This window comes from Streptococcus chenjunshii (genome assembly GCF_003086355.1).
Lineage (GTDB): Bacteria > Bacillota > Bacilli > Lactobacillales > Streptococcaceae > Streptococcus > Streptococcus chenjunshii.
This window is the reverse complement of the sequence record NZ_CP031733.1, coordinates 113,823-137,115: the sequence shown is the minus strand read 5'-3', so window position 1 is coordinate 137,115 and position 23,293 is coordinate 113,823. Positions and strand designations below refer to the sequence as shown.

Sequence of the window (23,293 nt, the reverse complement as noted above, 5' to 3'; positions counted from 1 at the left end):
ATGACAATGCAGCCGGCAAAAAAGTTCTGAGCAGACAGAGCTATCGATTGGGATTTGCTTCAAATACCAGCTTTAATCAAAAAGGCAGCTCTTCCTCTGCTAAAACTAAATCCGTCAAATTGCTTGTACTATTATTTTCCCTCAGCGCCCGCTGTGCCCTGCTCTCCAAAAGCTGGAAAGAATGGCAGAGCACTTCAGTGACATAATGCGTTTGTGTATCTTTTTCATATCTGCGCGTACGCAGTTCCCCATCCAGTGAGATAAGACTGCCCTTGCCGGCGTAAGAAACCAGCGTTTCAGCTAAACGTCCCCAAATAACAATATTAATAAAATCAGCAGTCCGTTCACCGTTCTGCTTTTTAAATCGACGGTTAACCGCCATAGTGACATGCGTGACAGATTTATTATTTGTTGTTTTAACAAGCTCAGGCATCGCCGTCAGCCGTCCAATAATAATAACTTTGTTATACATATTACCCTCCTACTTTATCATTCGAAAAAAGAAGCAGGAATTAAACAAATGCAGGCACTAAAGGGCAAAAATTTTTAAACAAGAGACAGCCAAACTTTAAGATAAATCATTAAAAGGCAGGAACAAAAGTCCTGCCTCATCATATGCGTTTAGCGCAGTGGTTAATTGGAGGCGGGCGCCAAAATCGAAATCGTCATGTTAGGACAATTTACCGATTTTTGGCCCGCTCTCTAATGATTTTTACATATCCTGACCGCTCCTGGCAGCAACCAGCGGCACCAGTTTGCTGATTCTCTCATCAAAACGGTCGGAAACGACTGTAATGTCCTGCAAGGCAAAGGCCTTGACATTAGAAAGTTTATGAAATTTCGAACTGTCACACAGGAGAAAAACATTATCAGAATGCTCCTTTACCAATCTTTTTTTCGTCGCCTCGACAATTGTTGGAGTGGTTACCCCAAACTTTTCATCAATCCCGTTGACTCCCAAAAAAGACTTGCTGAAATAAATATCTCTTAAGTTGACCTCAGTTAAAGCACCGCTGACAGAAGAATTTATCGGATTGAACTGACCGCCCAGCATAATGATTTCTGCCAGAATCTCCCCTTTTATTGAAAAAATATCTGTATTGGTTGTGTAGATTGTAATGCGTTTAGTAAGAATTTTTTCAAACAGGAGAGAGCAGGTTGAGCCTGAATCCAGATAAATGACATCGCCATCCTGAATTTCCTTAGCTGCCAGAGAGGCAATTTTCTCCTTCTCTTCTTGATACAGCGTGTTTCTTGTTGTGATAGGGATTTCTCCAACAGTTGACATCAATTTGACAGCACCGCCTGAAAGATATTCCACCTTATTATTCTTTTCCAGTTCTTTTAAATCACGACGGAGAGTAGAAGATGAAACTTTCGGAAAAACAGCTTGGATCTCATCAAATTTAACTAACTCGGTATCTTTCAGTAGACTGAGTATTTTTTGTTGTCTTTCATATGGAATCATTTATTGCGTTCACCTCGCTAACCATGATACCATATTCAACGAATTATTTCATATAACTTACCTTAAGCCAGCTTATCTTCCCTGTCCGTGAAAATAAAACCAAGGACTGCGCCGACAAGCGTAGCGATACCAAGACCGATAATTCCGTTAATGACATTGGCACTGCTTTCGATAAAAGCTGGGAAAGTTGTCACACTGCCAAATACGAAAGCATTAGTGACCACCTTCATCAAACCGAGATAAGCACCGCCAACTGCACCGGCAATAATCTGTGCTAAGAATAATTTTTTGTTTTTGACCAGCATACCAAACAAAGTCGGTTCAATAATGGCCGATAAAGCAATTGTGACAACACCTGTCATCGCAAAATTTTTCAGGTTTTTGTCCTTAGCTTTGAGCCATACGCCAAAGGCCGTTCCAATAACAGCAAAGTTACAGGCAAAGGTAAGCGGACAAATATAGTCATAGCCGACTTGTGAAATATTGTTGATCATAATCGGATTGACCGCCCAGTGGATACCGAAGCTGACAAGTACACTCCAGCCTCCGCCGATCAGAACGCCTGTCAGTAAGCCGCTCCTTTCAATCAGATAATTGACAATACGGGCAATCCATTCCCCGCTGTAAACCCCAATCGGCCCGATAACAATTACGGTCAAAGGAACCATAATAGCCAGTGAAATCAGAGGGACGAGAACGAGTTTTAAAGTTTCCGGAATGTGTTTATCCAGCCATTTGTAAAGATAGGAGTAAGCCCAGATGGCCAAAATAATTGGAACGACTGTTGAATTATAGTTCATCAGAACCACAGGAATTCCAAAGAAGGATGACATTGCACCATTTCCGGTATCACCCATCAGAGCAATAAAGTCCGGATGCAGCAGCGCTGCCCCGATTAAGGCCGAAATATAGGGACTGGCTCCAAAACGTCTAGCCGATGAAAAGGCTAATAAAACCGGAAGGAAATAGAAGACAGCCATTGATGCAGCATAAAGAATCGTATAAGTACCGCTGTTTTCAGCAATGAGACCTAGCTGTACAGACAGAATCAGCAGACCTCTTAGAATCCCCGAACCTGCTAAAGCTGGAAGCAAAGGGGCAAAAATACCTGAAATAGCTGCAAAGACTTTACTAATGACACTCCCTCCTTGGCTGTCACTTTCATCCAAATCTGATTTTTCACTGCCTTTCACTAAGGTTTCAAATTCATCATAGACATGGGGAACTTCGGTACCGATTAAAATTTGGTACTGCCCTGCCTTATTGATAACATTGACCACCCCTTCTACATTCTGCACCGCCTCATCATCAGCCAGCGAGGCATCTCTTAAATTAAGACGCAGGCGCGTCGCACAATGAGACATATTTACCACATTTTCAGCACCGCCAATATGGGCTAAAATCCCCTGAGCCGTTGCTTTATAATCAGCCATAATTATCACCTCAATTACTAATTATTATTTATTCCCTTTAAAAAACTGCAGCATTAATTTGTTAGCAGCGATAGCATCATTTTTATCAATTACTGACTGAATAGTATCCAAACCGACCTGATCAATTAGACTGTCCATATAATTAATCATTTCTATATTACGAGCGCACTCTTCATCAGCGCCTTCAATAACTGGGAAAGTATCGAAATAAACTACTCCTGAATAATCATGTTTTTTCAAATAATAAAGAAGTTCCAGCGTTTTAAACGGTGTAGCGGTTCCCACCATCAATCCGTCATCATTAAGACCATAGCCATCATTTAAATGGATTCCGTAAAGCTGCTGCCGGCTTCCGAAAATATCAGCAGCAAAAGCCGGATTTTCATGCTTCATCAGCATATGGCAGTAATCCAAAGTCACGCCAATATTAGGACGGTTAATATCATGCAGCAGCATACCTGTTACCCCCATCCCTTCAACAAAGGCATAGGCACGCGGCTGAAAGGGTTTATATTCAATACTGATTTGCAAATCCCCAGCATAATCACAAATTTCCTGATAGGCTTGAACCAGCTGGTCCCAAACCTTGCGGTAGTTGATCTGAAAACTGTAATCAAAGCCATCATATCCCAGCCAAATTGTGATAACTTTTCCGTCAAGGCTGCGGCAGTAATCTACAGCATCTTTGCACAGCTGTAAGGCTTCCTGAGCAACTTTAGGGTCAGCGTTACCCAACTCCCCATTAATAAATGGATTTCTAAAACGCAGTGCCAAACCATTTAAAGTCAGCTGATTATCTGCCAGCATTGCCTTAACTGTCTCAGTTTGATACTGTTCAACATGCTCTGGATAGTTTAAATCGACATAATCCAAATGCAGTTCTTTAAAACGGGCCAATACCTTGCTTAAATCGTTATCATTAACAGGCAGAAACGAATTAATCCGTGTTGCTAATTTCATATTTTGTCACCTTCCTTATTTTATAACCTCATTTTAGCACGTTATGCAAGCGAATTCAATAGCATATTGTCATTTTTTTTAATTTTTTTTCATATTTTTTTACGGTTTTGCAAATTCCATTATCCGCTAAAATAAAAAAATCTGTTTCTGCAACCCAATATCGGGTTGCAGAAACAGATTATACTGCCAAAAACTTAAGCTTGCCAATGTTTAGCCCTATCAAAAGCATCACCGACTACAGCAACATCAGAAAGCTCAATTATCCCGCGCTTTTGCGGAGCATTAGGCAGTGATAATTCCCGCGGAGAACACATCATACCAAAACTTTTCTCTCCCCGCAGGCTCCCAGAAAAAATAAGTTCTCCATTTGGCAGCATAGCACCTGAGAGAGCAACGATTGTCTTTAGACCAACAGCAGCATTAGGAGCCCCGGCTACAATCTGTATTGAGGTGTCAGTACCGACTTTAACTTGACAGATATTGAGATGGTCGCTATTAGGATGAGGAGTTAAGGCTGTAATTTGACCGACCACCAATTTAGGTGCCGCATCATTAATCAAGCTTTCTGTGAAACCCTCATTTGTAAGAACAGTGTTTAAAACCGCAACCTCTTCATCAGTCAGCGTCACCTGACCGCTCCCTTTTACAGTTATTAACTCAGACACTGCAAAGATATTCCAAGCAACTGTTTCTCCCGTCTCAGAAAGAAAAACACGTGCGGCCTGACCTCTGCGCTCAGCAGCAAGTTTACCACCTTTGCTGTCCTTAACAATCACCATCAGCACATCGCCAACATGCTCTTTATTGTAAGTAAAAATCATTATTTAATCTCTCCTGTTACAAATAGCTGTATTTCTCTTATCTGACGCTGCTTTACGACAACTTGTCATTCTTCCCAAAACTCAACTTGTCCGTCACGGTAAATAAAACAATAGTTCTTACCGTCACTCATGACAACACCGCCGCGAACAGCCTGACTATCAGAAACAAATTCCTTGATATAGAGAACCTCTATTTCCCCTAAACTGCCAAAAAAACGCCGAAGCTCCGCTTGAGCACGACTGTACTGTTTTATCTGCCTGTGTTTCACCAGAGCAGCCCCAAGCAAAAAGGCACTGCCCAGCCCTAAAAAAGCAACACTGGAAATAAGGACAACTTTTTTATATTTCATAACCTCTATTTTATCACAAAAGATGCTAAAATAGAAAGTAAGAATTGAGGTAATAAATAAGATGTCAAACCTATTTCAGAAGATAAAAGAAGTGACAGAACTTGATGCTATAGCAGGCTATGAACACTCAGTACGTGACTTCCTGCGTGCTAAAATGACCCCTCTGGTTGATCAGATAGAAACCGATGGACTTGGCGGCATCTTCGGCATCAAAAGCAGCATAGTTCAAGACGCCCCGCGAGTTATGGTCGCTGCGCATATGGACGAAGTCGGCTTTATGGTCAGCCATATTCAGCCTGACGGAACACTGCGAGCAGTAGCCATCGGGGGATGGAACCCTTTAGTAGTCAGCTCCCAGCGTTTCACACTCTACACCCAAACAGGACAAAGCATCCCAGTTATTTCGGGATCTTTGCCTCCTCATTTTCTGCGCAATAGCAACAATTCTAATCTGCCCAAAATAGAGGAGCTGATTTTTGACGCTGGCTTTACTGATAGAGAGGAAGCAGAAAGCTACGGACTGCTGCCCGGCGATATTATTGTTCCGCAGTCAGAAGCGGTTCTGACCGCCAATCAAAAAAATATTATATCAAAAGCCTGGGATAACCGTTATGGTATACTCATGGTCACAGAATTGCTGGAAGCCATCAAAAATAAGCCGCTCCCCAACACACTTATTGCCGGAGCTAATGTGCAAGAAGAAGTCGGACTGCGCGGAGCTCAGGTGTCAACAAATCTTTTTCAACCTGAAATCTTTCTAGCTGTCGACTGCTCACCTGCTGGTGATATCTACGGTGAACAGGGAGCCATCGGCAAGGGAACGCTTTTGCGTTTTTACGATCCTGGCCATATTATGCTGAAAAATATGCGGGAATTTCTAATCAGTACAGCACAGGAAGCAGGAATTTCTTTCCAATACTATTGTGCCAAAGGGGGGACAGATGCTGGGGCTGCTCACCTCAAAAATTCCGGAATCCCTTCAACAACAATAGGCGTCTGCGCCCGTTATGTCCACTCACATCAAAGCCTTTATGCTATGGATGATTTTCTGCAGGCTCAAGCCTTCCTGCAAGCCATTATTCAAAAACTAGACCGTTCAACTGTTGACTTAATTAAAAAATACTAAGGAGATAAATTATGAAAATCGGGTTTATAGGTGCTGGCAAAATGGCCAGTGCCATCATAAAGGGTGTGAAAGCCAAACCATTCACTGTTATTATTTCAGACCGCGACCCTGAAACCAGTCAAGCCGCTGCTGAGAGATTAGGGGTTAAAGCCGCCCAGTCACATCAGGAACTAGCCGATGAAGCTGATTTCATCATTCTAGGTGTTAAACCGCAAATAATAGAGACTGTTCTGGCCCATCTAAAAATAGATAAGCCCTTGATGTCAATGGCCGCCGGCGTCAGTCTGGACCGCTTAAGCACACTGACTAATCCCAATCTGCCTTTAATTCGCATCATGCCTAACCTCAATGCACAAATTCTTAAAAGCACAACTGCCATCTGTGGAAACCAGCATGTTTCTGAACAATTAATGACTACCGCCAAAACGATTACAGACTGTTTTGGTACCACTTTTGAGCTCCCTGAAAAAGATTTTGATACCTTTACTGCTTTAGCAGGATCCAGTCCGGCGTATGTTTACCTCTTTATTGAAGCTTTGGCTAAAGCCGGTGTCAAATACGGTCTAAATAAAAAACAAGCTCTGGAAATTATCACACAAACAGTTTTAGCCAGCAGCCAAAATTTATGGCTTGGAACAGACAGCCCGAATGACTTAATTGATAGCATTTCAAGTCCTGGAGGTACTACAATTGCTGGACTCCTTGATCTTGAAAAAAGCGGTTTTACAGCTGCTCTCGTATCAGGCATTGATGCAACCATCGCTAAGGCCAAAGAGCTCTGAAATAATCTGAAGCTCTCCAGCATTAGTATCTCACCTTACTAACTAAAACAAAATTAATATTAGCTGCACTTTTCAACCAGCATTCCACTCTCACTCGAACGAAAACTGCTTTGACCATACTTTAAAATCTTTTATCACAATCAGTATCCCCCAACAAGCTAAAGCTTTCAGCCCTTCCCCTGAAATCATACTCCCTGAGCTAGACCTGTTCCAGAGGGATTATTTACCAAAAGACATGGAGGAAAATATGCAGACATCAGATTATTTGACCTTATTGGTTGATGATATTCATTCAGTTGTTGCAGCAACCGTTGATCCTCAAGGCAATCCCGCAACTCGTGTCATCGATATGATGTACGAAGACGGCAAAACAGTTTATTTCTTAACCGCCAATTCAAAATCGTTTTACAAGCAGCTGCAAGAAAAGCCTTTTATATCAATCACTGGTCTGACACAAGGAAAAAGCTCTATGGAACGAAAAATGATTTCTTTGACAGGAACAATTCGCCATCTTGGCAAGGAAAAATTGGATGTCTTACTCAAGAAAAATCCTTATCTGTATGATATTTACCCCACAGAAGAAAGCCGCAAGGTACTGGAAGTATTTGCCTTTTCACAAGCCCGCGGCGAGTTTTATGATTTGACAGTTCTTCCGCCGCACACTGACAGCTTTCATGTTTTTCTTTAGGAGGCTTTTATGGAAAACCAGAGCCTGCCGCTCTCTTTCCCTTCATTCCTCACTGCAAACCGTCACTTGCCCCTTCTAAAGGGAAAGGAGACCACTGAAAAAGCCTGTGAAAGAAAAATCAAGCTAATAAAAAACGAACGTTTTATACTAGTCAAACAGGACTAAGTTTATATCGTTCGTTTTTTATTTTGTTTTTATTGCTTTTCTATCAGTTTGTTTGTTGATATTTTCATTGAGGTGACTTTTTCAGCAGCACACTTTTCAATCCTCTCACTTACCTAATTTTTTCTATTAGCTTAATGATTCTTAAAGCGCTCAACATCACGAGCGATAACCAATTCCTCATCTGTCGGAATAACAAGAACCTTCACATCAGCACCTTCTTTGGAAATAATCCCCTCTGCTCCGGAAGCATTTTTCTCTAAGTCAAGCTCAGCACCAAACCAAGTCATCCCCGAAATTACTGATTCCCGAACTTCAGGAGAATTCTCTCCAATTCCAGCTGTGAAGACAATCGCATCAACACCATTTAAAACGGCAACATACTGACCAATATACTTTTTTAAGCGATCAACAAACATATCAAAAGCTAAGCCAGCATCATGATTCCCAGCCTCTTGTCCGGCAATAATATCACGCATATCGCTTGATTTTCCTGAAACCCCAAGCAGACCTGATTCACGGTTAAAGACAGTCCGAATTTTCTCGGCATTAGCCAGTTCTGGTTCACGGTCAATCAAAAAAGGTATAATTGCAGGGTCTAGATCACCAGAACGCGTCCCCATCATTACCCCGCCGAGTGGAGTTAGACCCATTGAAGTATCAACCGATTTGCCTCCATCAACCGCTGTAATGGAAACACCGTTCCCGATGTGGCAAGTAATCAGTTTTAAATCTTCAATCGGCTTACCTAGTATCTTCGCAGCTTCTTGAGCAACATACCGATGACTAGTTCCATGCGCTCCATATTTACGTACTTTGTAATCCTTATAGTACCGGTTGGCAATAGGATAACGGTAAGCCACTTCAGGCATCGTTGTATGAAAGGCTGTATCAAACACTACAACGCTGGTAATGTCGGGCAGAAGCTCTTTAAAAGCTCTTATCCCCGCAGCATTAGCTGGATTGTGCAAAGGAGCTAATAGCCCCAACTCCTCAACCTGCTCAATAACCTTGTCATCAACCAGAGCCGAATCTTTGAAGTATTCACCGCCTGCTACAACCCGATGGCCAACACCTGTGATTTCCTTATAATCCGAAATGATATTTAAACGGATAAGGTCATCCAAAAGAATCTTAACAGCCTGAGTATGATCAGCAATATCAACCGTTTCTGTCTCCGTTTGCCCTTTAAATTTAACCGTAGAAACAGAATCCTCAATTCCAATCCGCTCAATTAACCCTTTAGCAATGACTTCTTCCTCCGGCATATTATATAACTGCCATTTAAGACTCGAACTCCCCGCATTGATTGCAATAGTTTTTGACATAATTCACCTCTGAAGCGTTTTCATAATCTATTTTTATTCTATCATAAAATTTCATAAATGCATATTATCAATTTTCCATTTTTGGAAATTTTCAATAAAATCAGCGAGAATATTCTGATCCTGCAGACTTGACAATGGATAAAGGAATGTTTCTGCCCTATGGTCAGTCTGTTTTTGTAAAACAAAAATGGACTTAGTATAATCAGGATTTCCAAAAACAGAATCCGGCAGAGTAAGCACTGCAATAATATCAGCATAATCTTTCAGCCAATTTTTTAACAAGCCGCTCTGATCACTGGTGAGCAAATTCCCCGGTGCTAAAAAAAGAGCAAGGCCATCTTTTTTCAGATACTTAAGCGACTGTTCCAGCAGCAAATGGTGAGCGTAGGTATGGCCTTCAGGGCTCGCAACTTGATATCTCTTGGCAATTTCATCGTTGGGATAAAAGCCAACGGGTAAGTCACTGATGATAATATCACTCGCTTTCAGAATCTGCGGGCGAACAGCGTCTTCTTGTAAGAAACGGACAGACAAATCCATAACCTCTGCAGTGCTGGCAGCTAAATCAATAAGCAAATCATCAATCTCTATACCTAAATAGTCCAATTTTTTTTGACTGTTGTTCACCAGAGTGGCTGCCAGATTTCCTGTCCCACTGCCAATTTCCAGAACATCCAGTTCATTTGAAGCTGTCAGCTGTTCTATTAAGAATAACAGAATAAAGCCAATACTATCCGGTGTAAATTGATGATTAGCCTGAAGCTGTTCAGTCTGGGCTGCCTTGATAAAAATAAATTGGAAAACACGGCGCCATTCTTCCTTTGTCAAATTCAGCTGATGCAGGCGCTGATTGTTGTCATTAACCTGCTGATCTGTACTGCTGGCGCCAAGGTAGAAAGCATTTTGTTCGATAAGGGCATCATAGAGGTGAGTTTTTATTTGATTTTCAATAATTTGGATATTCTCTAAAACCAATTCATAAGCTGTCTCAATTTTTTTAAAATTCATGATTTCCTCCGCATTTATGATATCAAAAATCATGATGGATGAAAAGGTCTGCGTATTCCTCCGGCTGTCTTACTGTATTAAACCATACTGCTACAAGTATTAGCTATTTCTGGAAATACTTAATATCCAAGCACCTCTATTCACCATATACTTATTAAAATCACTCATATTGTCTGAATATAAGCAAATCTCTTAGCTCAGCAAGTCTATCCTAATAGACGTAAGTGCTTTAGAAAGAGACGTAAAAGTACATTACAAGTCTAATTGACTTGCGACTCTTCACTCATTTCTTATTCCCTTTTTATATTCTTAAAAGCAAGCAGCATTGGCTCCGCCAAGTCTGGCAATTTTGTTAAAACTTGAAAATCACTTGTCAAAACCTATGTCAAGGCAAAGAGCTCAGAGAAATAAGCAAAGCGCTGTCTGCTGCTGAGTGCTGATTTCAAACTTTTCATATTGAGAATACGTTTCTTTAACTTCAGCTCTGTTTACTGCTTTTTTTCATTTAATTCGCTTCATTATTCTCTTCTCCAGGCGTTTCGGGCAACTCTGTTTTTTGTTCCTTATCAGACTGCTTCTTGTAAAGAAAATAATAATGGTATTGTTTTCCATTAGCCATCTGAACTTGAATTTCCAGTTTCCCAGCTTCCTGTTTATAGCTGGTTTTGCCTTGAGTAAAAATTACTGTCCCTGAGCCCGAATCAGCCAAATCGCGGGTAAGTTCTGCCATCAAAAAGGCTTGGCTGGCTGTGTTTTGTGCCTGATATTGGCGCTCTGCAGCAACTGTTCGGTTAAGATAAAATTGCAGTAAGAGTGAAAATACCGCGGACATAAGTAGGGCATATAATAAAACTCCTGCTTTAGCTTTCCTATGTAAAAGCATAAATAAAACTCCTTTTCAAACCATTTTTAAAGGTCAGTCTTATTGTTACTATATTGCTTTCTCGGCTGATATGGCTGTCAGCTAATCCGAATAGCATCGGCTGGTAACCGCGTCCATCAGCATTTGTCTTCCGAAAATCGTCTGCTTTAGATTGCCCTAGAGCTAGTTGCTGCCCATCCCTGCTTATATAAAGCTTGTTGCCTTCAACTTTCTCTAATTGGCTCCCAGCCAACTCTGTATGCAACTGCTGCGAAAACAGAAGCCAGTTTTCTTGATAATTATCAGATAGATAGCGGATATTAGTACTTAATGATGCTGTCAAAGCCTCATAGACAAGAACAGATCCTGATATCACAAAAAGGGCTATAATACACTCTAAAAGGGTAAAACTCCGAACTCTAAAATTTTTCAGCACGCAGAATTTCTTGTTCATTTTCATAGACATAAATATGGTTACCATCCCTAGAAATTTTAATATGAATGCCATTTAAGTTCAGCTGATCTTGTTTGGTTTGGACAGCCATAGCAGCCGTCTGCAAAACTTCCTGCCGATGCAAATTCCTTTCAATGTGCCGCCTATTGTCATCTATTTGGCCTAAAATAAGATTGCTGATTAAAGCTAAAACCCCCAAAAAGATTAGACTTTCAAGGAGAATATAGGCCCGTAGTCTCAACTTTTTTATAATTACCACTCCCTAAATACAGCTGATAAGTGACTGTTTTATCAGCAGTTTTAAAAATAAGTTTAGCTAAAGACGAATTACCTCCCTCCTGATCAAAAAGAAGACGGTAATTCGCCTGGGGACTGATGCTTTCTGGCAATGCCAGAGCGGTAACACCATTGCTGACTTCCTTATCAGAAACAGTTAACATCATTTGCTGATGATTAGCCAAACTCAGTTTTTGTGTGTCCCTAAATATGTATTCGAAATTTAAAAAAAATAATTGTTCCTGAACTTTACGTAAGACCCCGTTTACTGTCCCTGAAAAGCTAATTATCAAAAAGACAGTCACAGAAAGAGTCAGTAAACTCTCCAAAAGTGTAAATCCTTTAATTTGCGATACGACGTGTTTCTTTAGAATTTTTTGCATAATAGTCATTGTAAGCCTTCTGCTGTTTTGCACTGATACTGCCTTCGGCGACTAATTTGCTTAGCGTTGCCGGTGCATTCTCGTTTAATTCATAAAGTTCAGCCTGACTCTCAACCACTTTGACAACAGCAGCATTTCCGGTATTGTTAACTTTATCTTTTTGTTTAGCTAAATTTGGAACAAACAACAAAAGTAAAACACTGATGATGAGTAAAACAAATAACATTTCAAGCAGAGTAAAACTTGGTGCTTTACCTTCTTTTATGGCTATTAATATTTTTTTCATTTAAAAATTCCCTCCTATATTTTGATACATTGGCAGCAGCATAGCTGCATAGATCATCACAATCATCAAGGCAACAGCAATAAAAACGATAGGCTGAATAATCTGTGTTATTTTTATAAGCTGGTTAAAGAATGCTTCCCAAGTTTCCTGAGCATAAATCTCCAGTTCTTTTCCCAGTTTAGATTTTACTTCTCCATATTCAATTATCAGACTTAGCTCTTTGCAAAAGAAAGGGTAATCCAGAACCTTGGTATGGAATTCTTCTCCTGAAATTAATCCTTCTTCCATATCAATTCCTAACTCACTGAATAATCGAGCTTTCTGATTTTGCATAATCTGTACAATTTGGGTCAGTTCGATTCCCTGACCGACTAAATTTCCCCATTCACGTGCATAATAAGCAGTCAAATAAAGACGGATATAGTTTCCTAGTAAAGGCAGACGGCTCAGCCACGCCACAAATCTTATCCGCGGCAAACGCTGAGCGAAGAGATAAACAATTAAAGCAAGTACTACTGAAATAAACATTAGCGATACCAAAAATACCGGAAAATGATTTAGAATCTGACTGGCAAAATTATTCTCTTCAAGCTGCGGAAGCAAATAGTTTTTTAGGCCTAGCATTAACAGAACTAAAAAGCTCAGAAGCAGTAAAGGATAGGTTCCAGCTTCTATCAGTTTTTGCCTGACTAAAAGCAGACTCTTTAAATAGGATTCAATTCTAAGAAGACTTTTTCTCGTGTTGCCGTGAATACCTGCTAAAGTAAGCTGCGTAAAAACAGCATCGGAAAAACCCAGGACTGCCATCATTTCTGCCAGCCCCTGCCCATTGAGTAATACGTGATACATTTTATCCGTATATTTATCCGCTAAAAGCTGACTGCGTTTAAGAAAGATAACCATCTCTGTTAATGTAAAGCCACTTTCAAGAAGGTTATTGAACAGTTGAATGATTTTCCTCTGTTCTTTAAGCCTTAATTTTCTCAAGCCTCGCTTCTTCTTTGGTAATATATCCACCCTTAACAAGCCTATCAATTTGTTTATTCCAACTGTCCGGGACATGGTTTTGAAAATTTTCAGCAGCAAAATCAATGACTCCTCCCCCTCCGATTAGACGCTGATAAGCAATTAACTGTAAACAGCTGCTTAGCTCTCCTTGACTGACTCCCAACTCCTCTAGGCGGTCATAAACCCCAGCAATACTTTTGGCATGAATCGTAGAAAAAACAACAATGCCGGTTAAACTGGCACGAATAGCAGCATGAGCTGTTGTCTCGTCACGGATTTCACCAACAATAAGAATATCCGGACGATGGCGGAGCGAGAGCTTAATTAAATGATCATAAGTCATACCAATACTTTCGTTGATTTGCAGTTGCAGCATCGTTTCATCTTTGATTTCGACAGGATCTTCAATGGAAATAATCTGCTTATTTTGGAACTTCTCAGTTGCCAGCTGGTACATGAGAGTGGTCTTCCCAGAACCAACCGGTCCCGAAAAAAGGTAGAGGCCTCGGCTGCCAACATTGGTCTGCAACCGCTCCAGATTATCAAACCAGTAGTTTGTGCGATAAATTCCAGGATAAAGCAGTCGAATCACTAAACTTTCCCGTCCCCGGTAGTCGCCAACACTTGATAAACGCAGAGAAATTTCCTTTCCTTCACCGAAAACATAATCGCAAGATCCTAACTGGCTGCGACGTTTCTCACCAACATTCATCCCTGCTACAAATTTAAAGTGACTAATGATACTAAACATATGAGAAGGCTCAAAGCAATCAAGCTTCTTTCTTTCAGCTCCAACACGTATATATAATTCATAGCGTTCCCCTTTAGGAATCATATAAATGTCCTGAGCATTAACTGATACAGCCTCTTTTATAATCGTCTTTGCTAAATCCTGAACCATCTTGGCCTCCTCACCATATTATTCGTAAACAAAAGAAAAAAACCTTACAAAAAGTAAAGGTTTTTTACGTACGTAAGGAACAGCTGTAAGGCAATATAAAATCATTGCGCTGTTCGAAAGAAGGCATATAATAATGTTGAGAAACAGTCTCCCAGTCTTCCAAAAGTAAAAGAGAATGATAATTTTGGAGATAGTCATCACACTCTTCACACCAGTACTGTTCCTCATTATTCCAAAAAGCGGCTAATAAATTTTGCCTGCTTTGGTAACTGGGCAGCTGCTGACGGAGCTTTCCCCATTCTTTTTCAAAACAAATTAAAGCGTCATCGAACCGTGTGAAGTTCACCGATTCAGTGACATTTTGCTGCCATTCCTCAAAAAACCACCAAGGCTCAAAATCAGCCTCCATTTTAACTACTTGATACATAACACTTACTTCCTTATAAAAACTATTATATAAAAAAATATTTTTTTTGGGAAAAAATTTGCTTATTTGACTTAAATAAAGATAGGACGACCTGCCCCCTGCCACAGTCTGCCGATTTCCCAGCCAGGAGTGCAATAGGTTGTTAGAAATTGCAGTTTTATTGTTATTTTCATAAAGATTAAACAAGCTTGGCATCTCAATATTCGAATAGATACAGTCAATATATTAAAATAGAGCAAAACCAAGAGAATTACTAAGAAAACATTGATACTATCAATTCCACACAGTGTGGGAGATCATTTTTTATGCCCTTTTAAGAAGAAATTAATTTTTTATTTTAAAACTATCAGCGTATGTGGTAAACTCACTAATAAGAGTATCCTCATATACTATGTCTGCCGGAAGAAAAATTAAATAGTAGGAGAAGCTATGAAAGAACAAGTTTTTAAGCAAAATAGAAAATATTTCTCAGTCCTGGGAATGTTTCTTGCTGGATGCTTGATATATATGGTGGTGAGGATTGGTTTTTTATATTTCAGTTTCCAGCTAGAGATGACAAATTCCTTGCAGCAAACCGTAGAACGGCACAGCAGCTTACTGATGGCCGTAGATGAATTACTCATGTTCTCAACTATTCTCTTTGGAAGCACCTTTTATAATGTACGCAAACTGTATTTTCAAAATAAAAAAATACTGACAGGACTTCTAGTGACAAGTTTTATACTAATGTTAATGGTATGGCTATTAATCGTAGTAAAAACGGGCAGGCTTATCTATCCTGTCAACGGATTGCCTGTCGTCACAGGCGATAATCTCTCGGCAGCTTTAGCTGAAATTTACGCTGCTTGGCATTTATGTGATATTTTACTGGGGCTGTTCATGATTTCCTGGGCTGGACTACTATCCCGTCCCCTTTGGAAATACAGTGGGATAATCATTGGTCTGATACAAGTCTTCTGTACATATTTCGGACAAAGCACGAAACCAATCCCTTTGTTAATGGCCGTCATCTTATCAACAATCTGGTTGCTAAAACAGTGGCGATATTTTAAGCGATAACTGCCAAGGGATAAAGCTGAGACAGAGCTGAAAAGCGTCTAAAACCCCTGTGAAACAAGGGTTTTTATTTTTCGCTTTTTTGCTGTCGCTAAAGCTTTAAACCGTTCTTTTATATAGGCCTTTTGCCATTTAAAAAGCCCAAAGTCGTTGGACTTTGGGTAAACCGTTTGATATCAAAACCAAAACATTATTCTGCAGCAAGAGGCTCTGCTTCAACAACGTCAATATTGTCAATATCATCCATAATTTCAATTTCATTGACAGCCTGCGGTTCAAGGTTACGGTAACGAGCCATACCAGTACCGGCAGGAATAATTTTTCCGATAATGACATTTTCTTTAAGGCCGAGCAGATGGTCTTTCTTCCCGCGAATAGCAGCATCTGTAAGAACACGTGTTGTCTCTTGGAATGAAGCTGCTGACAAGAATGAATTTGTTTCAAGCGAAGCCTTGGTAATTCCCATAAGAACAGGCCGGCTTGTTGCTGGAACACCGCCCGTGATGACAATTTCCTTATTAGCATCTGTAAAGTCAGCGATATCCATAAGAGTTCCCGGAAGCAGCTCAGTGTCGCCTGGATCCATGACACGCACCTTGCGGAGCATTTGGCGAACCATAACTTCAATATGCTTATCACCGATTTCTACACCCTGACTGCGGTACACTTTCTGTACTTCGGCCAGAAGGTAGGTTTCCACAGATAAGGTATCCCGCACCTCAAGCAAACGCTTAGGCTGAATAGAACCTTCTGTCAGAGCATCACCGCGATGGACAGTGTCTCCCACTTCCACTTTCATGCGAGCCGTAAATGGCACCACATACTCTCCGCTGCCTGTTTCACCTTGAACAAAGACTTTCTTGGTACGCGTAGCAGCGTCTTCTTCAATATCAGCAATTGTTCCTTTAACCTCAGTGATAACAGCTTCACCTTTAGGATTGCGTGCTTCAAAGATTTCCTGAATCCGCGGCAGACCCTGAGTGATGTCAGTATTCGAAGCAACACCACCTGTGTGGAAAGTCCGCATAGTAAGCTGAGTTCCTGGCTCTCCGATAGACTGAGCAGCAACAGTCCCAACAGCTTCACCCACTTCAACAGCATCCCCTGTTGCAAGGTTAATACCATAGCAGTGGCGGCAGACACCATGGCGTGTATTGCAGGTAAAGACCGAACGAATTGTGACTTTTTCGACACCAGCCTGAGCAATTTCAGCTGCCATGTCTTCTGTCAGTAAGGTGTTAGCCGGAACGATGACAGCACCAGTTTTTGGATCTTTAACAGATTTTTTGGTATAACGGCCAGCCAAACGTTCCGCCAAGGTTTCGGTCACTTCCTTGCCATCAGTAATAGCTGTAATATCAAGTCCGCGGTCCGTACCGCAGTCATCCTCACGAATAATAACATCTTGAGCAACATCAACTAAACGGCGGGTCAGATAACCTGAATCGGCCGTTTTAAGGGCTGTATCGGTCATTCCTTTACGGGCACCATGGGTAGAGAAGAACATTTCCAAGACAGATAAACCTTCACGGAAATTGGACAGAATAGGAAGTTCCATGATCCGGCCGTTTGGCGCAGCCATCAAACCGCGCATCCCCGCAAGCTGGGAGAAGTTTGAAATATTTCCGCGGGCTCCTGAGTCCATCATCATAACGATCGGGTTTTTAGGATCCTGAGTTTCAACCAAACGTTTTTCAAGTTCCTCTTTAGCTTCACGCCATGTCGCTGTTACGGCGATATAGCGGTCATCATCTGTCATCAGGCCGCGGCGGAAAGCTTTATTAATTTCTTCTACTTTGTGATGGGCAGCTTCAATGATTTCAGCTTTATTGTCAATAACCGGAATATCTGCAATTCCTACCGTTAAACCGGCAAGAGTAGAATGATAATAACCGAGGTCCTTCAAACGGTCAAGGAAAGCTGACGTTTCAGTTGTCCGGAAACGTTTAAAGGTTTCAGCGATAATATTCCCTAAGTTTTTCTTTTTAAAAGGCTGGTTAAGATCCAGTTCAGCAAGAGCCTCCTGAATATCCTGACCTGGTGTTAAGAAATACTTGTCCGGCGTTTTTTCTGTCAGATTGGCATTATTAGGTTCCTGAAGGAAAGGAAGGTCCTCAGGCATGATATCATTGAACAGAATCTTGCCTACTGTTGTCACCATGATTTTGTGTTTCTGATCGTCTGTCCAAGGCTTATTCGGCATGCTGTCTACTGCAATACCAACACGGCTGTGCAAGTGCACATAGCCATTTCGGTAAGCCATAACCGCTTCATCATGGTCTTTAAAGATCATCCCTTCGCCTTCACGGCCTGCATCTTCCATTGTCAGATAGTAATTTCCCAGCACCATGTCCTGTGAAGGTGTTACAACCGGCTTGCCATCCTTAGGATTAAGGATATGTTCTGCAGCCAGCATCAAGAGACGGGCTTCTGCCTGAGCTTCTTCCGAAAGCGGTACATGGATAGCCATCTGGTCTCCGTCAAAGTCAGCATTATAGGCCTCACAAACAAGCGGATGGAGGCGCAGAGCCTTACCATCGATAAGCACTGGTTCAAATGCTTGAATTCCCAAACGGTGCAAAGTTGGTGCCCGGTTCAAAAGGACAGGATGCTCTTTGATTACTTCTTCCAAGATATCCCAGATACGCTCATCCCCGCGTTCAACCATCCGTTTAGCCGCCTTAACATTACCGGCATAATCACGCGCGACAATCTCACGCATTACAAAAGGCTTAAATAGCTCTATAGCCATCTCACGCGGGACACCGCATTGATACATCTTGAGAGTCGGACCGACAGCAATAACAGAACGGCCGGAGAAGTCCACACGTTTTCCGAGCAGATTTTGACGGAAGCGCCCTTGCTTTCCTTTCAGCATATGACTGAGCGACTTAAGCGGACGGCTCCCAGGACCTGTAATCGGACGGCCTCGGCGGCCATTATCAATAAGTGCATCAACCGCTTCCTGAAGCATCCGTTTTTCATTTTGAACAATAATGCCGGGAGCGTTAAGTTCCAGCAGTCGAGCTAAACGGTTGTTACGATTGATAACACGCCGGTAGAGGTCATTCAAGTCAGAAGCGGCAAAACGGCCACCGTCCAACTGAACCATCGGTCGTAAATCCGGCGGAATAACAGGAAGAATATTTAATACCATCCATTCTGGTTTATTTCCAGACTTCTGAAAAGCATCCAAGACATCCAAACGGCGAACAGCTTTAACACGCTTTTGACCAGTGGCCGTCTTAAGTTCTTCCTTAAGTTCTGCAATTTCAGCTTGAATATCTACACGCTTAAGCAGATCCTGAATCGCCTCAGCTCCCATTTTCGCTACAAAAGAACCATGGCCGTATTCCTGCAGTTTTTCTCGATATTCACGTTCAGTCAAGAGCGATTTTGGCTCAAGCGGTGTATCCATCGGGTCAATGACCACATAAGCCGCAAAATAGATAACTTCCTCAAGTGCACGCGGACTCATATCCAAAGTCAAGCCCATACGGCTGGGAATCCCTTTAAAATACCAAATATGTGAAACAGGAGCCTTTAATTCTATATGCCCCATCCGTTCACGGCGGACTTTAGCCCGAGTCACTTCTACACCACAGCGGTCGCAGATAATGCCTTTATAACGGATTCGTTTATATTTTCCGCAGGCACATTCCCAATCTTTGGTAGGACCAAAGATAACTTCATCAAACAGCCCCTCACGCTCCGGTTTCAGCGTCCGGTAGTTGATTGTTTCAGGTTTCTTAACCTCACCGTAAGACCATGAACGAACCTTATTGGGTGAAGCTAATGTGATTTGCATACTTTTAAAACGATTTACATCAACCACTAATTTTACCTTTCTTTGATATAGCTATAAGACTAGTTTTAATGTTTAACAAACTTTAGCACTAGTATTTTTATTTCTTGCAGAGCAGATAAGGAGAATTATTTTTCCTCATCATTAAATTCAGCTGCTTCCTGAGCCTGTTTCTGCCGCGCTCTTTCAAGATCATCAACATGCATGACGTCGTCATCTTCACCGTCATCCAGATCGCGAAGCTCCACTTCTTGATTATCTTCATCAAGCACCCGCATATCAAGGCCAAGTGACTGCAATTCTTTTACAAGCACCCGGAAAGACTCGGGAACACCCGGTTTTGGAATAGGCTTGCCTTTTGTGATAGCTTCATAAGCTTTCAGACGGCCGTTAACATCATCTGATTTATAAGTCAGGATTTCCTGCAGAACATTTGAAGCACCGTAAGCTTCTAAAGCCCAAACTTCCATTTCTCCAAACCGCTGACCGCCGAACTGCGCTTTACCGCCAAGTGGCTGCTGCGTAACCAGAGAGTAAGGTCCCACTGAACGCGCATGAAGCTTATCATCAACCATGTGGTGCAGTTTAATCATGTACATCACTCCAACAGACACACGGTTATCGAACGGTTCTCCCGTGCGGCCGTCATACAGGACTGTTTTAGCATCAGAAGACATACCGGCTTCACCTACAGTTTCCCACAAATCTTCTGAGCTGGCTCCGTCAAAGACAGGTGTAGCAATATGGATGCCAAGATTGCGGGCAGCCATCCCCAAGTGAAGTTCCATAACCTGACCGATGTTCATCCGTGACGGAACCCCAAGCGGATTCAGCATAATATCAACTGGCGTTCCATCTGGAAGATATGGCATATCCTCAACAGGAACGATTCGTGAGACAACACCTTTATTTCCATGACGGCCGGCCATTTTATCTCCGACTTTGATTTTCCGTTTTTGAGCGATGTAAACACGCACCAGCATATTGACACCCGACTGCAGTTCATCGCCATTAGCCCGAGTAAAAATCTTCACATCGCGGACAACACCGTCTCCCCCGTGAGGAACCCTCAAAGAAGTATCGCGAACCTCCCGTGATTTATCACCAAAGATAGCGTGAAGCAGACGTTCTTCAGCAGAAAGATCTTTCTCACCCTTAGGAGTTACCTTCCCAACAAGGATATCACCTTCTTTAACTTCAGCTCCAATGCGGATAATACCCATCTCGTCAAGATCTTTGAGAGCATCTTCACCAACATTAGGAACTTCACGTGTAATTTCTTCAGGGCCTAATTTGGTGTCGCGTGTTTCTGATTCAAACTCTTCCAAATGGACTGAGGTATAGACATCGTCCTTAACCAGCCGTTCGCTCATGATAACAGCATCTTCAAAATTGTAGCCTTCCCAAGTCATATAGGCAACAATCGGATTCTGACCCAGAGCCATTTCTCCTTTTTCCATAGACGGACCATCGGCAATAAAATCCCCTTTTTCAACAAGGTCTCCGACCTTAACCAATGTTCTTTGGTTATAGGCAGTGCCTGAATTGGAGCGGCGGAATTTCGTAATATGGTAAACATCAAGCGACCCATCCTCGCGGCGAACTTCGACCTTTTCGGCATCTGAAAAAGTTACGCGTCCGTCATGCTGCGCAATAACTGCAGCACCCGAATCATGAGCAGCCTGATATTCCATTCCTGTGCCAACATAAGGCGCATGAGGATCAATCAAAGGCACAGCCTGACGCTGCATGTTAGCTCCCATAAGCGCACGGTTAGAGTCGTCATTCTCTAGGAAAGGAATACATGCGGTTGCAACCGCAACAACCTGCTTAGGCGAGACATCAACATAATCAACAGCAGTTGCCGGAAATTCCTGGTTATTTCCTTGGTGGCGTCCCATAACAATCTCATCGGCAAAAGTTCCGTCTTCATTAAGTTTTGAATTAGCTTGCGCTACCGTATATTCATCCTCTTCATCTGCCGTCAGCCAAACAATTTCATTTGTGACAATACCGCTCTTGCGGTCAACCTTACGGTAAGGCGTTTGAATGAAGCCGTACTTGTTTAAGTGGCCGTACGAAGATAAATTATTTATCAAACCAATATTTGGACCTTCAGGTGTTTCGATCGGACACATACGGCCGTAATGAGTATAGTGCACATCACGCACTTCATAGCCGGCACGGTCGCGTGTCAAACCGCCGGGACCAAGGGCAGACAGCCGCCGCTTATGCGATAATTCTGACAAGGGGTTGTGCTGATCCATAAACTGAGACAGCTGCGAAGAGCCAAAAAACTCTTTGACCGCTGCAGTAACAGGACGGATATTGATAATTTGCTGAGGCGTTAAAGCTTCGCTCTCCTGCACACTCATTCGCTCACGGACATTGCGTTCCATTCTGGCCAGCCCGATCCGAAACTGATTGGCCAAGAGTTCTCCGACCGCCCGAATCCGGCGGTTCCCTAAGTGATCAATATCATCAACTTTGCCAAGACCCTCGGCAAGATTCAGAAAATAGCTCATTTCAGCTAATATATCAGCAGGTGTGAGAGCTCTAATCTTATCTCCCGGATTGGCATTGCCAACAATGGTAACGATGCGGTCCGGGTCATTAGGAGCAAGAACCTTAAATTTTTGAAGAACAACCGGCTCTGTGATAACAGCATAATCGTTAGGAGTGTAAACAAAACTGTTTAAGCCCTGATCAATCTTCTCAGCAATTGAATCAAGAATATCCCGTGTCATTACTGTACCGGCAGCTACAAGAATTTCACCTGTTTCACTGTCCACAAGATTCTCAGCAAGAGTTTGATTCAGAAGCCGAGTTTTAACATTGAGTTTTTTATTAATCTTGTAGCGTCCCACTGCCGCCAAATCATACCGGCGCGGATCGAAGAAACGCGCAATTAAGAGGCTGCGTGAACTTTCAGCTGTTTTAGGTTCTCCCGGACGAAGACGTTCGTATATTTCTTTTAACGCCTCATCTGTCCGAGAGTCATTAGGATTCTTATGAAGATCTTTCTCAATAGTGTTGCGCACAAGATCGCTGTCACCAAAGATATCAACAATCTCATCATCTCCCGAGAAGCCCAGAGCACGAACCAATGTTGTAAACGGTATTTTTCGCGTCCGGTCAATCCGTGTATAAGCGATGTCTTTGGCGTCAGTTTCTAATTCCAGCCAAGCTCCGCGATTAGGGATTACAGTCGAACCGTAACCCACTTTACCGTTTTTGTCTATTTTATCATTAAAGTAAACTCCAGGCGAACGAACCAGCTGGCTGACAATAATCCGCTCACCGCCATTGATAATGAACGTTCCCATTTCAGTCATAATCGGGAAATCGCCGAAGAAGACTTCCTGTGTTTTAATCTCGCCGCTTTCCTTATTAATCAAGCGGAAAGTCACAAAAATAGGCGCTGAATAACTTGCATCGTGGATACGTGCTTCCTCAAGCGTATATTTAGGCTCTTTAAACTCATAACCGACAAACTCAAGTTCCATGGTATCGGTAAAGTTTGAAATCGGAAGCACATCTTCAAAAACTTCCTTCAAACCATTATCCAGGAATTCTTGAAATGAGTCTGTTTGAATTTCAATCAAATTAGGTAAATCAAGAACTTCTTTAATTCTTGAAAAGCTGCGACGTGTACGATGTTTCCCGTACTGCACTTCATGTCCTGCCACGTTTTTCGCTCCTTTAAAAA

At 42.0% G+C, this 23,293-nt stretch carries 23 protein-coding genes; 5 read left to right on the top strand and 18 right to left on the bottom strand.

Going from position 1 to position 23,293, the window contains the following annotated elements; translation table 11 throughout:
• Positions 1 to 76: 76 nt before the first annotated feature.
• The 6 genes from DDV21_RS00840 to DDV21_RS00815 all read right to left on the bottom strand — a co-directional run bounded on the left by DDV21_RS00840 (position 77) and on the right by DDV21_RS00815 (position 5,032).
• Positions 77 to 472, bottom strand: coding sequence for a single-stranded DNA-binding protein (locus DDV21_RS00840; RefSeq protein ID WP_116878356.1), 396 nt, complete (start codon positions 470 to 472; stop codon positions 77 to 79).
• Positions 473 to 712: 240 nt separating this feature from the next.
• Complete coding sequence (locus DDV21_RS00835; protein ID WP_116878357.1) at positions 713 to 1,468, bottom strand: DeoR/GlpR family DNA-binding transcription regulator; 756 nt, start codon at positions 1,466 to 1,468, stop codon at positions 713 to 715.
• Positions 1,469 to 1,530: 62 nt separating this feature from the next.
• The gene (locus DDV21_RS00830) at positions 1,531 to 2,901 is read right to left on the bottom strand and encodes a PTS transporter subunit EIIC (protein ID WP_116878358.1); all 1,371 of its coding nucleotides are present in this window, start codon (positions 2,899 to 2,901) and stop codon (positions 1,531 to 1,533) included.
• Between the two features lie 24 nt (positions 2,902 to 2,925).
• Entirely contained in the window at positions 2,926 to 3,861 is a 936-nt protein-coding gene (locus DDV21_RS00825) for a sugar phosphate isomerase/epimerase family protein (protein WP_116878359.1), read from the bottom strand.
• 194 nt (positions 3,862 to 4,055) lie between these two features.
• On the bottom strand, positions 4,056 to 4,682 hold the full coding sequence (gene ytpR / locus DDV21_RS00820; protein ID WP_116878360.1) for a YtpR family tRNA-binding protein: 627 nt from the start codon (positions 4,680 to 4,682) through the stop codon (positions 4,056 to 4,058).
• A 65-nt stretch (positions 4,683 to 4,747) separates the two neighbouring features.
• On the bottom strand, positions 4,748 to 5,032 hold the full coding sequence (locus tag DDV21_RS00815; RefSeq protein ID WP_116878361.1) for a DUF4651 domain-containing protein: 285 nt from the start codon (positions 5,030 to 5,032) through the stop codon (positions 4,748 to 4,750).
• A 61-nt stretch (positions 5,033 to 5,093) separates the two neighbouring features.
• Here DDV21_RS00815 and pepA point away from each other — a divergent pair, with 61 nt between their 5' ends.
• The 4 genes from pepA (at position 5,094) to DDV21_RS11695 (ending at position 7,793) form a co-directional block, all read left to right on the top strand.
• Positions 5,094 to 6,158, top strand: a complete 1,065-nt coding sequence (gene pepA, locus DDV21_RS00810) for a glutamyl aminopeptidase (RefSeq protein WP_116878362.1) — start codon at positions 5,094 to 5,096, stop codon at positions 6,156 to 6,158.
• An 11-nt stretch (positions 6,159 to 6,169) separates the two neighbouring features.
• Complete coding sequence (gene proC, locus DDV21_RS00805) at positions 6,170 to 6,940, top strand: pyrroline-5-carboxylate reductase (protein ID WP_116878363.1); 771 nt, start codon at positions 6,170 to 6,172, stop codon at positions 6,938 to 6,940.
• Between the two features lie 247 nt (positions 6,941 to 7,187).
• Entirely contained in the window at positions 7,188 to 7,628 is a 441-nt protein-coding gene (locus DDV21_RS00800; RefSeq protein ID WP_116878364.1) for a pyridoxamine 5'-phosphate oxidase family protein, read from the top strand.
• 9 nt (positions 7,629 to 7,637) lie between these two features.
• Positions 7,638 to 7,793, top strand: a complete 156-nt coding sequence (locus tag DDV21_RS11695) for a hypothetical protein (protein ID WP_162886265.1) — start codon at positions 7,638 to 7,640, stop codon at positions 7,791 to 7,793.
• 131 nt (positions 7,794 to 7,924) lie between these two features.
• Here the strand turns inward: DDV21_RS11695 and DDV21_RS00795 are convergent, their stop codons facing one another.
• From DDV21_RS00795 to DDV21_RS00750, 10 genes are all read right to left on the bottom strand, one after another.
• On the bottom strand, positions 7,925 to 9,118 hold the full coding sequence (locus tag DDV21_RS00795) for an acetate kinase (protein ID WP_116878365.1): 1,194 nt from the start codon (positions 9,116 to 9,118) through the stop codon (positions 7,925 to 7,927).
• A gap of 51 nt (positions 9,119 to 9,169) precedes the next feature.
• Entirely contained in the window at positions 9,170 to 10,126 is a 957-nt protein-coding gene (locus DDV21_RS00790) for a class I SAM-dependent methyltransferase (protein ID WP_116878383.1), read from the bottom strand.
• A 505-nt stretch (positions 10,127 to 10,631) separates the two neighbouring features.
• Positions 10,632 to 11,009, bottom strand: coding sequence for a competence type IV pilus minor pilin ComGG (comGG, locus tag DDV21_RS00785; protein ID WP_116878366.1), 378 nt, complete (start codon positions 11,007 to 11,009; stop codon positions 10,632 to 10,634).
• A complete protein-coding gene (gene comGF / locus DDV21_RS00780; protein ID WP_116878367.1) occupies positions 10,996 to 11,454 on the bottom strand; it encodes a competence type IV pilus minor pilin ComGF in 459 nt (152 codons plus the stop codon). The genes comGG and comGF overlap by 14 nt, the downstream gene beginning before the upstream one ends.
• Positions 11,408 to 11,701, bottom strand: a complete 294-nt coding sequence (comGE, locus tag DDV21_RS00775; RefSeq protein ID WP_116878368.1) for a competence type IV pilus minor pilin ComGE — start codon at positions 11,699 to 11,701, stop codon at positions 11,408 to 11,410. The genes comGF and comGE overlap by 47 nt, the downstream gene beginning before the upstream one ends.
• Positions 11,655 to 12,110 (bottom strand): competence type IV pilus minor pilin ComGD, encoded by a 456-nt coding sequence (gene comGD / locus DDV21_RS00770; RefSeq protein WP_259293365.1) that lies wholly within the window; start codon positions 12,108 to 12,110, stop codon positions 11,655 to 11,657. The genes comGE and comGD overlap by 47 nt, the downstream gene beginning before the upstream one ends.
• Entirely contained in the window at positions 12,061 to 12,387 is a 327-nt protein-coding gene (gene comGC, locus DDV21_RS00765; RefSeq protein ID WP_116878369.1) for a competence type IV pilus major pilin ComGC, read from the bottom strand. The genes comGD and comGC overlap by 50 nt, the downstream gene beginning before the upstream one ends.
• On the bottom strand, positions 12,388 to 13,449 hold the full coding sequence (gene comGB / locus DDV21_RS00760; RefSeq protein ID WP_116878370.1) for a competence type IV pilus assembly protein ComGB: 1,062 nt from the start codon (positions 13,447 to 13,449) through the stop codon (positions 12,388 to 12,390).
• The gene (gene comGA / locus DDV21_RS00755; RefSeq protein ID WP_116878371.1) at positions 13,355 to 14,296 is read right to left on the bottom strand and encodes a competence type IV pilus ATPase ComGA; all 942 of its coding nucleotides are present in this window, start codon (positions 14,294 to 14,296) and stop codon (positions 13,355 to 13,357) included. Before comGA ends, comGB begins: the two co-directional genes overlap by 95 nt.
• 64 nt (positions 14,297 to 14,360) lie before the next feature.
• Complete coding sequence (locus tag DDV21_RS00750; RefSeq protein ID WP_116878385.1) at positions 14,361 to 14,723, bottom strand: DUF1033 family protein; 363 nt, start codon at positions 14,721 to 14,723, stop codon at positions 14,361 to 14,363.
• A gap of 429 nt (positions 14,724 to 15,152) precedes the next feature.
• On the opposite strand from DDV21_RS00750, the gene DDV21_RS00745 reads away from it, so the two are divergent.
• A complete protein-coding gene (locus tag DDV21_RS00745; protein WP_116878372.1) occupies positions 15,153 to 15,782 on the top strand; it encodes a hypothetical protein in 630 nt (209 codons plus the stop codon).
• A 187-nt stretch (positions 15,783 to 15,969) separates the two neighbouring features.
• On the opposite strand, the gene rpoC is transcribed toward DDV21_RS00745, so the two are convergent.
• Together rpoC and rpoB are read right to left on the bottom strand one after the other, a co-directional pair.
• Positions 15,970 to 19,614, bottom strand: coding sequence for a DNA-directed RNA polymerase subunit beta' (gene rpoC / locus DDV21_RS00740; protein WP_116878373.1), 3,645 nt, complete (start codon positions 19,612 to 19,614; stop codon positions 15,970 to 15,972).
• A gap of 98 nt (positions 19,615 to 19,712) precedes the next feature.
• Positions 19,713 to 23,273, bottom strand: coding sequence for a DNA-directed RNA polymerase subunit beta (rpoB, locus tag DDV21_RS00735; protein WP_116878374.1), 3,561 nt, complete (start codon positions 23,271 to 23,273; stop codon positions 19,713 to 19,715).
• Positions 23,274 to 23,293: the final 20 nt, after the last annotated feature.